This window comes from Hansschlegelia zhihuaiae, from assembly GCF_004103825.1.
GTDB classification, from domain to species: Bacteria; Pseudomonadota; Alphaproteobacteria; order Rhizobiales; family Methylopilaceae; genus Methylopila; species Methylopila zhihuaiae.
Genome location: NZ_RYFI01000009.1, coordinates 48,148 through 58,617, shown reverse-complemented (window position 1 = coordinate 58,617; position 10,470 = coordinate 48,148). Strand labels below are relative to the sequence as shown.

7 protein-coding genes and 1 pseudogene are annotated in these 10,470 nt (G+C 69.6%); 3 read left to right on the top strand and 5 right to left on the bottom strand.

Annotated elements, in window-relative coordinates; translation table 11 throughout:
• Positions 1–9 precede the first annotated feature (9 nt).
• Positions 10–594, top strand: coding sequence for a GNAT family N-acetyltransferase (locus EK403_RS10690; protein WP_128777481.1), 585 nt, complete (start codon positions 10–12; stop codon positions 592–594).
• Positions 595–656: 62 nt separating this feature from the next.
• Positions 657–3,578 (top strand): EAL domain-containing protein, encoded by a 2,922-nt coding sequence (locus EK403_RS10685; protein ID WP_128777480.1) that lies wholly within the window; start codon positions 657–659, stop codon positions 3,576–3,578.
• A gap of 4 nt (positions 3,579–3,582) precedes the next feature.
• Here EK403_RS10685 and EK403_RS10680 read toward each other — a convergent pair whose 3' ends face one another.
• The 5 genes from EK403_RS10680 to EK403_RS10660 all read right to left on the bottom strand — a co-directional run bounded on the left by EK403_RS10680 (position 3,583) and on the right by EK403_RS10660 (position 10,187).
• Positions 3,583–4,563 (bottom strand): AraC family transcriptional regulator, encoded by a 981-nt coding sequence (locus EK403_RS10680; protein WP_128777479.1) that lies wholly within the window; start codon positions 4,561–4,563, stop codon positions 3,583–3,585.
• A gap of 315 nt (positions 4,564–4,878) precedes the next feature.
• Positions 4,879–6,567, bottom strand: coding sequence for a carboxylesterase/lipase family protein (locus tag EK403_RS10675; protein WP_128777478.1), 1,689 nt, complete (start codon positions 6,565–6,567; stop codon positions 4,879–4,881).
• Between the two features lie 296 nt (positions 6,568–6,863).
• Positions 6,864–8,312: a pyruvate kinase gene (pyk, locus tag EK403_RS10670; RefSeq protein ID WP_128777477.1), complete on the bottom strand. Its 1,449-nt coding sequence runs from the start codon at positions 8,310–8,312 to the stop codon at positions 6,864–6,866.
• Positions 8,309–8,824, bottom strand: a complete 516-nt coding sequence (locus EK403_RS10665) for a DUF1036 domain-containing protein (RefSeq protein WP_245479633.1) — start codon at positions 8,822–8,824, stop codon at positions 8,309–8,311. Before EK403_RS10665 ends, pyk begins: the two co-directional genes overlap by 4 nt.
• A 52-nt stretch (positions 8,825–8,876) precedes the next feature.
• A complete protein-coding gene (locus tag EK403_RS10660; protein ID WP_128777476.1) occupies positions 8,877–10,187 on the bottom strand; it encodes a glycerate kinase type-2 family protein in 1,311 nt (436 codons plus the stop codon).
• A 103-nt stretch (positions 10,188–10,290) separates the two neighbouring features.
• Between EK403_RS10660 and EK403_RS23105 the strand changes: the two are divergent.
• A pseudogene (locus EK403_RS23105) lies at positions 10,291–10,470 on the top strand (N-formylglutamate amidohydrolase); the annotation flags it as partial.

The window sequence follows — 10,470 nt, the reverse complement described above, 5'->3', positions numbered from 1 at the left end:
CCCCCGCCGATGGCTTTCTTTCGCTCCCTCGCAGCGGCTGAAAGCGTGCCGACGCTTGCGGGCGACGGGGTGACGCTCAGAACGCCCCAGATGGCTGACTTTCCGGCCTGGAGCGCGCTGCGCGACCAGAGCCGCGGCTTCCTGCAGCCCTGGGAGCCGACCTGGCCGCCCGACGACACCTCGCGGCTCGCCTTCCGCAAACGGCTGAAGCGCTATGTCCGCGAGCTCGAAAGCGACCAAGCCTATCCGTTCTTCGTCTTCGGACGCGACGGCGCGCTGCTCGGCGGCGTCACGGTCAGCCAGATCCGCCGCGGCGTGTCGCAGACCTGCTCGCTCGGCTACTGGATGGGCGAGCGCCATGCCGGCCGCGGCCACATGACGGCGGCGGTCAAGGCGCTCGCGCCCTTCGTGTTCGACACGCTGAAGCTCCGACGCGTCGAAGCCGCCTGTCTGCCCCACAATTTCGCCTCGATCCGGCTGCTGGAGAAATCCGGCTTCAAGCGCGAGGGCTACGCCCGCGAATATCTCTGCATAGACGGCCGCTGGCAGGACCACCTGCTCTATGCGCTTCTGCGCGGCGACGTCGTCGGCTAATCTCCCGCCCGCGTTCGCGGCCGAATGTCGGTCCGCGGCCTTTCCCCAGGAGTGCCGAGGCGTTGCGTATCCTCCGCGTCCTTCTTCCGGCCCTCCTGCTTGGGGTCGCCGCCCTCGGCGGCCCAGCGGCGGCGTTGACGCCGCTGTCGGTGCAGCCCGACGACGACGCGGTCGACATCACGCCGGCGATCGAACGCCCGGTCGGCGAGCCGGACCGCATCCAGGTGCCCACCATCCCGGGTCCGGACGGCATCGTGCGACGCATCGAGGTGCGGGCCGAGCAGCCCGGCGACGGCAAGCAGTGGATCGTCTTCGCGCTCAAGAACGAGGGCGACGAGCAGATCGACCGGCTCCTGGTGTCGCCGAACTTCCGCCTGCCGGGCTCGGGCGCGCTGAGGCCCGACCTCGGCGAGCCGCGGCTTCGGGCCGTCACCGCGAGCCAGGGGGTGAGGCCCGAGCGCGAGGACGCCGACGACGCCGACATCTTCCGCCTGACGCTCGATCCGGGCGCGACCATCACCTATGTGGCGGAGCTCTCCTCGCCGAACCTCCTGCAGCTCACGCTCTGGGAGCCCGACGCCTACAAGGACAAGGTCAACTCCTTCACGCTCTATCGCGGCATCATGCTCGGGATCTCGGGCCTGCTCGCCCTCATCCTCACCATCCTGTTCGTGGTGAAGGGCTCGGTGATGTTTCCGGCGGCCGCCGCGCTCGCCTGGGCGGTGCTGTTCTATCTCGGCGTCGACTTCTCGTTCTGGCGCGACATCCTTGACCTCACGCCGCAGGCCGACCGGATCCTCCGCGCCGGCGGCGAGGCGGCGTTCGCCGCCACATTGCTGGTCTTCCTGTTCGCCTATCTCAATCTCAACCGCTGGCACGTCCGCTATTCGCACGTGGTCGGGGTTTGGCTCGCCTTCCTGGTCGCGGCCGTCGGGCTCGCCGCCTATGACGCGCCGATCGCGGCCGGCATCGCGCGGGTCTCGCTCGCGGCGATCGCGGTCGCGGGCTTCGCGCTCGTGGTCTATCTCGCGGTCCGCGGCTACGACCGCGCCGTCACGCTCGCTCCGACCTGGCTGCTGCTCGTCGTGTGGGCCGGGGCGGCCGGCGCCACCGTGTCGGGCCCGCTCGCCAATGAGCTGGTCGCCCCGGCGCTGATCGGCGGGCTGGTGCTGATCACGCTGCTGATCGGCTTCACGGTGATGCAGCACGCCTTCGCGGGCGGCTCGGTGGCGCAGGGCGACGCGATCGACGTCGAACGCCGGGCGCTCGCCATCGCCGGCTCGGGCGACGTCGTCTGGGACTGGGACGTCGAGGCCGACCGCGTGCATGCGAGCCCCGAGCTCGAGGCCGCGCTCGGCCTGAAGCGCGGCGCGCTGCAGGGGCCGGCGGCCGACTGGGCCGAGATCGTGCATGTCGACGACCGCGACCGCTTCCGCACGGCGCTCGACGCGCTGGTCGAGGAGCGCCGCGGGCGCCTGGTCGAGACCTTCCGGTTGCGCGGCGCCGACGGCCACTGCCTGTGGTGGACGCTGCGCGCGCGGCCGGTGGTCGGGGCCGATGGCGCGGTGGTGCGCTGCGTCGGCGCGCTTCAGGACGTCAGCGCGTCCAAGACCACCGAGGAGCGGCTGCTGCAGAACGCCGTGCAGGACAATCTGACCGGCCTGCCGAACCGCGAGCTGTTCGTCGACCGTCTCGACGCCGCGCTCTCGCTCGCGGGCGTGGACGCCGCCTCGTTCAAACCCGCGGTCCTGGTGCTCGACATCGACCGCTACAAGAAGATCAACGAGACCGTCGGGCTCGCGACCGGCGACACGATCCTGATCACCGTGGTGCGCAGGCTGTCCGGGCTGCTCAAGCCGCACGACACGCTGGCGCGCCTTGGCGGCGACCAGTTCGGCGTGCTGCTGCTGTCAGAGCCCGACGCGGAGGCCGTCACGGCCTTCGCCGAGAGTCTGAAGCGGGCGCTGCGCGCGCCCATCAACTTCGCGGGCAAGGAGCTGTTCCTCACCGCCTCGATCGGCCTGGCGCTGTCGGATCGCGGCGCGGAACAGAACGGCGGAGGCGAGGCGGCGCTGAAGAACGCCGAGGTCGCGATGTATCACGCCAAGCGTTTCGGCGGCGACCATATCGAGGTCTTCAGGCCCAACATGCGGGCCGCCACCACCGACCGGCTACTCGTCGCCGGCGAGCTCAACCGCGCGCTCGAGCGCGGCGAGATTAAGGTCTGGTACCAGCCGATCGTGCGGCTCGACGACCGCTCGATCGCGGGCTTCGAGGCGCTGATGCGCTGGGACCATCCGCGCTACGGCCGCCGTCCGCCGTCCGAATTCGTCGCGATCGCCGAGGAGAGCGGGCTGATCGTCGAGCTCGGCCTCCATGCGCTCGACGAGGCCGCGCGCCAGCTCGCCCGTTGGCAGCGCGAAGTGCCCGGAGAGCCGCCGCTCTTCATGTCCGTCAACGTCTCGCCGCGCCAGTTCGAGCGCCAGGACCTCGTGCAGGATTTCGCGGCCGCGCTCGAACGCCACGAGATCGCACCGGGGTCTCTCAAGATCGAGCTCACCGAGACGCTGGTGATGCAGAATCCCGAGCGCGCCGCCGAAATCCTGAAGCGGCTGCGGGCGCTCGGCGCCGGTCTCTCGCTCGACGATTTCGGCGCCGGGCATTCGAGCCTCGCCTATCTGCAGCGCTTTCCCTTCGACGTCATCAAGATCGACCGCAGCTTCGTCCGCCCCAAGGGCGGCGGCGAGCGCCCGGTGATCCTGCGCTCGATCGTGCGGCTCGCCCACGACCTCGGAATGGAGGTCACGGCCGAGGGAGTCGAGACGGATTCGGACGCCGTCGAGCTGTTCCATCTCGGCGCGGCCTATGGGCAGGGCTTCGCGTTCGGCGAGCCGATGCCGGCCGACGGCTGCGACCGCCTGCTCGGCCTCGCGCCGCAGGGCATCGCCCGCCGCGTGATGCAGGGCGCGATGCGGCGCGCTTGAGTCGTCAGGGGCGGCAGTCCCGGGGCGAGCAGCCGAAGCGGCGCCGGAAGGCCCGGTTGAAGGTCGAGAGATCCGCGAAGCCCCAGCGGAAGGCGTGCTCGGAGATCGGCGTCCGCGGTCCATAAGTCGCGACGATGTCGGACCTCACCCGCTCCAGCCGCTCCGTCGCGACATAGCGGCTGAACGTCGTGCCGGAGGCCGCGAACAGCTTGTGGACATAGCGGGTCGATATGCCGAAGTGCTCGGCGGTGCGCCGCGGCGACAGGCCCGGGTCGCAGATGTTCTGCTCCACGAAGCGCTTGACGTCGCCCGCCAAGCCTTCGCCCTCGCCGCGGCGGTCCCGCCGCGTCTCGTCGTCCTGACCGAGCGACAGCGGAAGCAGCAGCGCGCAGGCGTCGAGCAGCGCCGCGATCTCCTCGGGCGAGGAGCGCGAGACGCCCCGCGCCATCATGTCGAAGCAGGCCCTGAGCGGCGGCGCCAGCCTGTCGGCGGGGATCACCGTATGGGCGAGCGCTCGCTCGAGGGCGGTGGTCTTCCGGATGCGAGAGAGCGGAATGACAAGCGCGAGATTGTCGCATCGCCCGCCCGGCCTCTCGCTCAGCGTCACCGGCAAATGGCTATGATGAAGCACCAGATCGCCCGGCCGCGCGACGCCATCCCAATCGCCGGTTTCGGCGTGTATCTCCCCGGAATAGACGTAGTTCAGGCAGACGCTTTCGATCGGTGAGCGGGCGATGTCGGTCCGGGACTTGCGCGCGACGATCGCGCTTGTGCTCACTCGGCCGACCGTGCCGTTGTGAAGCGCCAGGCTCTCGACGCGGCCCTCGAAATCGGCGCCCGAAAACTCCGGCGTCCACGGCATGAAGGCCGAGCAGACGGCGTCCCGGAAACAGTCGAACGCCCGGGTCGCCGGTCCGTAGTGGCTGTCCCAGATCTGAACCGCGGCGCGAGAAAGCTCGGCGGTCCCGCCATGGTCTGCCGTCATCGCGTCCCTCGCTTCTTGTTCCCCGGCGAAAAGTGATCGTCTGACGATCACTGGCTTTCGTCGGTGGAGGGTTCGTGACCATTCTGGCGCAGCCGACGGCGTCTGTCAGCAGAAATTTGACGTAAAAAACACGTCAGGTTGCTTGCATTATTATATGAAACCTTGCGTGCGGCGACGAGGCGTGAGACGCATACGTAGTCCATTATGATTATGTCTTTAAATACATTGGGGGAGCCCGAAGGTTCGCGAGGCCGTCGCCCCGTTCTCCACGATGGGGGATCGGCGGCCGGGTCCGCCGATCCCCGCTGCCGGCTGCTACTTCGCGGCCGTGGTCGTCGGCTTGTAGGGCAGGATCTTGTCCCACAGGTCGCATTTGTGCTCCGCCTCGTACTGGGCGTCGCTGATCACCGTCGAGAACGGAATGTTCTGCTCCTGGATGCCGGGCAGGTTAGGCTTGGCTTTGTAGCGCGGCCATGGGCTGTTGCCGTGGCCATTCGGGTTGCCGGACCAGGCGAAGTTGGTCCAGGCCGTCACGAGCTCGTCGGAGAGCTTGCGCTGCGCCTTGTTGAGGTCATGCGGGATGCCCTGGTCGCCGCCGTGCCAGCCGATGAACAGGTACTGGATGTCGGCCGTGTGATAGGCGAGCGAGAGGTAGCCGGGCATCTTGGGGAAGTAGGTCGGGGCGGTGCGGTCCGCGAACTGGTACATGTAGACTGGCACCTGGTCGGCAAGGATGCGGTTCGCGTTGCGCTGGGTGCACAGCGTGTTGTCGCTGTTGATCGCGGTGAGCGCGAGGAACGGCGATTCATAGGCGGACAGCGGGTAGCGCCTCCTGATCTTGGCCTCAGACCCTTCCGGGTAGATCGGGCCGCCAAAGACTGCGATGCGCGCATTGTAGTCGGCTTCCGTCGCGGGCGTCTGGCCCGGCCGGAAATATTGCGAGATGCCGAGGCCGAAGCTTCCCTCGTCGATCGTAGCGCCGCTCAGCACCGGCACCTTGTTGAAGTCGCCCGAGGCGAGCGTGTCGACGAAGCGGCGCTGGATGATCTGGCCGTCCTCGATCAGTCCGGTGATGTATGCGCTGTTCGCGCTCTGCGTGCCGGCGAGATTGAAGATCTGCTGGGCGCTGAGCTTGCGCAGGCACTTTGCGGTCTCAGCGTCGACGCCCGACCCGCAGCCGGCCGCCACCGCCATGTTCTTGGCGTTGGTCTCGGCGGTCGCAAGCGGATTGGTCGAGCCGACGCCGCTCTGCAGGATGCCGCGGTGGAACAGGCCCGCGAACAGCGGCGAGGTGATCGCCGCCATCGTGTCGGCCGAGCCCGCCGACTGGCCGCCAAGCGTCACGTTGTTCTTGTCGCCGCCGAAGGCCTCGATGTTCTTCTTCACCCACTTCAGCACGGCGAGCTGGTCCAGGATGCCGTAATTGCCGTAAAGCTCGCCTTCCGCCTTGATCGCCGGATGGGCGAAGAAGCCCATGAGATTGAGCCGGTAGGCCAGCGTGACCACGACGGTGCGTCCGTCGGAGGCCATCTTCGAGCCGTCATAGCCGTCGGTCGCGCCGTCGACATTGCCGCCGCCATGTATCCACACGATGACCGGCAGCTTGCCGTGGCCGAGACTCGCGAGCGGCGCGTAGACGTTGAGGTAAAGGCAGTCCTCGTTCGTGTTCTGCGGACCCGCGAACGGGCCGAGGGTCGTGACCTGGAGGCATTGCGGCCCGTGGCTTGTCGCCTCGAGCGCCTTCTTCCAGGGCTTCGCCGCCTTCGGCGGCGCCCAGCGCAGCTCGCCGACCGGCGGTTGCGCATAGGGGATGCCGAGGAACTTGGCGACGCCGTCCTCGACGAAGCCGCGCACCGCGCCCTTGTCGGTCGAGACCTTGGGTCCCGGCGCGGCCTGCGCCGAAAGCGGCGCGGCGAGCGCGCCGGCGAGCAGCGCTGCGGAGGCGAGCGCCGCCATCCGCCCGGAGCGCTTCACGCGCGCCCGGAGCCACTTGAGCTCAGTCATCCTTCCCTCCCAGGAACGTCTTGTTCTGTCGTCAGCCCGGCCGGGGGTCGACCACGTCTCGCGGTTGGCCCGCTGTCGATCGATCAGCGCCGGGCCGGGCACCTTTCGCCTGGACCGCGCCCGAGTCTCGGCGTCGGGCGAACGGCGTCTGGGCGCTGGAGGAACAGGAAGATGGTGGGACGCGGCCGGCGCGCCCGCAATGGCGAGGCGTTCAACGACTTACGCCGGGGATGACCCCGGCGCGGAAAATGTCGGAGCCTCAATCGGGCGGAGATCGAGAAGCGTTCGGCCCCTCGTCAGCGACGCTCGTTGTCCGCGCCCTTGCCCTCGGAGTTCACGAAGGCGATGCGCAGCATGTTGGTCGCGCCCGGCTGGCGCAACGGCACGCCGGCCGAGACGATGACGCGGTCGCCGGGCTCGGCGAAGCCCTCGGCCTTGGCGAAGTCGCAGGCGCGGTCGACCATGTCGTCGAGATCGTAGGCGTCGGTGGTGAGCACCGAATGCACGCCCCAGGTCAGCGTCAGGCGCCGGCTGGTGTCGAGGTTCGGGGTCAGCGCGATGATCGACTGGCGCGGTCGCTCGCGCGCGGCGCGGCGGCCCGTCGTGCCGCCGAACGTCCAGCAGATGATGGCCGACAGATCGAGCGTCTCGGCGATCTGGCGGGCGGCGGCCGAGATCGCGTCGGCGCCGGTCGCCTCGGGCTCGGCGCGCTGGGCGTCGATGATGCCGCGGTAATAGGGATCGCTTTCGACGCTGCGGGCGATCGAATCCATCATCGCGACCGCCTCGGTCGGATAGGAGCCGGCGGCCGATTCCGCCGACAGCATGATGGCGTCGGCGCCCTCGAACACCGCGGTCGCGACGTCCGAGGTCTCGGCGCGGGTCGGCATCGGCTGGGTGATCATCGATTCGAGCATCTGGGTCGCGACGATCACCGGCTTGCCGGCCTTGCGGCAGGCGCGGGTCATCTGCTTCTGCATGCCCGGCACCTTCTCGAGCGGAAGCTCGACGCCAAGATCGCCGCGCGCCACCATGATGGCGTCGGACAGCGCGATGATCTCGGCGAGGCGGGTCATCGCCTGCGGCTTCTCGATCTTGGTCATCACCGCGGCGCGGCCGCCGATGATGTCCTTGGCCTCCTGGATGTCCTCGGGGCGCTGCACGAAGGACAACGCGATCCACTCGCAACCGATGTCGAGCGCGGCGTCGAGGTCGGCGTGGTCCTTCTCGGTCATCGCCGAGGTTTTGATCATGGTGTCGGGCAGGCTCACACCCTTGCGGTCCGACATGCGGCCGCCGACGAGAACGCGTGTGACCGTCTCGGTCGGCGTCGAGCTCTCGGCCACCAGCCGGACCTTGCCGTCGTCGAGCAGCAGATGATGGCCGGGCTCGAGCGCCTCGAGAATTTCGGGGTGGGGCAGATGCACGCGCGTCTTGTCGCCGGGCTCAGGATTCGAATCGAGCACGAAGGTCTGGCCCTTCTCCAGCATCACCGCGCCCTCTGCGAACTTGCCGAGGCGCAGCTTCGGGCCCTGCAGGTCGACCAGGATGCCGATCGGCCGGCCGACGCGCTTCTCGGTCCAGCGGATGATGCCGACCAGTTCGCGCAGCCGCTCATGGCTGGTGTGGCTCATATTGATTCGGAACACGTCGGCGCCCGCCTCGAACAGCTTCGCCACCATCTCGGGCGACGAAGACGAGGGGCCGAGGGTGGCGACGATCTTGACCTTGCGGAGCCGCCTCATCGCGCGGCCGCGCCGGGTTCGAGGCCGACGCGCCTGTCGGCTGCGGGCGGCTCGGCGGCGCTCCGCTGTTCGATGGACGAGGGGGGTCCGTTGGGCTCGGTCAACTGCACGGTCCAGCTCTTCTGTTCGCCTGTGTCGATCTCGAAGAAGCCCGAGCGCTCATAGCCGCGCGCGAGACAGTCCTCGATCCCCTTGATCGTAAACTCCTTGTCTCTCGTGCACATGAACGCCTTGCCGTTCCATTCCCCGCCGCGGTCGTAGTCGATGGCGTAGACGTAGTAGAAGCGCGCCGACAGCGGTCCGCGCAGCAGCGTCTCGCAGGAGTTCGCCGCCACGTTCCACCAGCCTTCCGTCGACCAGGCTTCGCGTTCCTTATATCCGACCGAGACCCCGACCCGGCTCGCGGTCTTGTTGCAGAGCCTGAAGTCGGCGGCGGCCGGCGACGCGACGACCAGGGCCGCTGCCGCGAAGCAAGATCCGAACTTGCGGACGAGGCGGTTGGAACGGCGCATTCGACTCTTCGTGTGACGGGAGCGGCCGCCTCGGAGGCCTCGTCAGCGCGTCTTATCGCGGCGCGGGGTCGGGCGTGTCAACGAGCACGATGCGCAGGTCGTTGACGTTGGTGCAGGTCGGCCCGGTGAGCAGCAGGTCGCCGGTCTGCTCGAAGAAGCCGGTGGAGTCGTTGTTGGCGAGATAGGCGGCCGGATCCGCCCCCTTGGCGCCGGCGCGCTCCAGCGTGCCGGGGTCCGCGAGGGCGCCGGCCGGGTCCGCCGGCGAGCCGCCGCCGCCGTCGGCGCCGTCCGTGTCGCCGGCGAGCGCCGCCCAGTCCGCGAGCCCGCCGAGCTCGGTCACGAGCGCGAGCGCATATTCCTGGTTCGGGCCTCCGCGGCCTCCTTCTCCCCGGATCGTCACCGTCAGCTCGCCGGCCGAGATCAGCGCGACCGGCCGCGCGACCGCGCCGAGTCCGCGAGCGATCGCCGCATGCTCGGCCGCGACCTCCCGGGCCTCGCCCTCGAGGTCCGCGCCCACGATCCGCACCTCGACGCCGGCCTCCTCCAGCACGCGGATCGCGGCCTGAAGCGCCTCGGCGGGCCGGGAGACCACGAGGAACTCGGCGTTCTTGAAGGCCGGGTCGTCGGGCTTCGGCGATTCGTTGGCGGGATCGGCGAGCGCCTTCGCGACGTCCGGGTGCGGCGCCACCTTGTAGCGCTCGAGCGCCTTCACGGCGTCGTCGAGCGTCGAGGGGTCGGGCACCGTGGGTCCCGAGGCGATCACCGACGGATCGTCGCGCGGCACGTCGGAGATCGCGAGCGTGACGAGCCGCGCCGGATGCGCGGCGCGGGCGAGGCGCCCGCCCTTGATCTTCGACAGGTGTTTCCGGACCGTGTTGATCGCCCCGATCGGCGCGCCGGAGCGCAGCAGCGCCTTGGTGGTGGCCTGCTTGACCGCGAGGTCGAGCCCGTCGGCGGGGGACACCCAGTTGGCCGAGCCGCCGCCGGTGATCAGCGCGAGCACCAGGTCGTCGGGGCCGGCCTCCTCGGCGAGCCGGATCGTGTCGGCGGCGCCCTTGAGGCCCGCGGCGTCGGGCACCGGGTGGCCGGCCTCGACCACCTTGATGAACTCGGTCGGCCGCGCATGGCCGTGGCGGGTTACGGCGAGGCCGGTCAGCCGGTCCGGCCCAAGCCCATGGGTCTCGCGGTAGAATCTCTCGGCGACCTCGGCGCAGGCGCCCGCGCCCTTGCCGGCGGCCAGCACCACGATGCGGCCCTTGGGCGGCGCCGGGAAATGCGGCGGCATGCAGACCGCGGGATGGGCCGCCGCGACGCCTGCGTCGAAGGCGCGGCGGAGCAAAGCGCGGCGCTCGTCGGGCGTCATGGGCGGCCTCCGGTCAATCACGCGGGCTTTTTCGCCGCCCCCATGGCGGACGGCCGCCCTTCCTATGGCATCGGCCGCACGTCGTCACTACTGTGCGGCCGCGATGCGCTGCGACCCATTTCCGCCCGCGACGAAAGACGAATTCGCGGCCTTCGAGACCGTCGAGGGCGCTCCCGGCTCGCGTCTCGTGCTGGTCTGCGACCACGCCTCGAACCGCGTTCCGCCGGAGCTCGGCGATCTCGGCCTCGCGCCCGAGACCTTCGAGCGCCACATCGCCTACGAC

Coding starts and splice junctions, on each gene's coding strand:
- EK403_RS10690 (WP_128777481.1), top strand. CDS start 10: ATGGCTTTCTTTCGCTCCCTCGCAGCGGCTGAAAGCGTGCCGACGCTT.
- EK403_RS10680 (WP_128777479.1), bottom strand. CDS start 4,563: ATGACGGCAGACCATGGCGGGACCGCCGAGCTTTCTCGCGCCGCGGTT.
- EK403_RS10675 (WP_128777478.1), bottom strand. CDS start 6,567: ATGACTGAGCTCAAGTGGCTCCGGGCGCGCGTGAAGCGCTCCGGGCGG.
- pyk (WP_128777477.1), bottom strand. CDS start 8,312: ATGAGGCGGCTCCGCAAGGTCAAGATCGTCGCCACCCTCGGCCCCTCG.
- EK403_RS10665 (WP_245479633.1), bottom strand. CDS start 8,824: ATGCGCCGTTCCAACCGCCTCGTCCGCAAGTTCGGATCTTGCTTCGCG.
- EK403_RS10660 (WP_128777476.1), bottom strand. CDS start 10,187: ATGACGCCCGACGAGCGCCGCGCTTTGCTCCGCCGCGCCTTCGACGCA.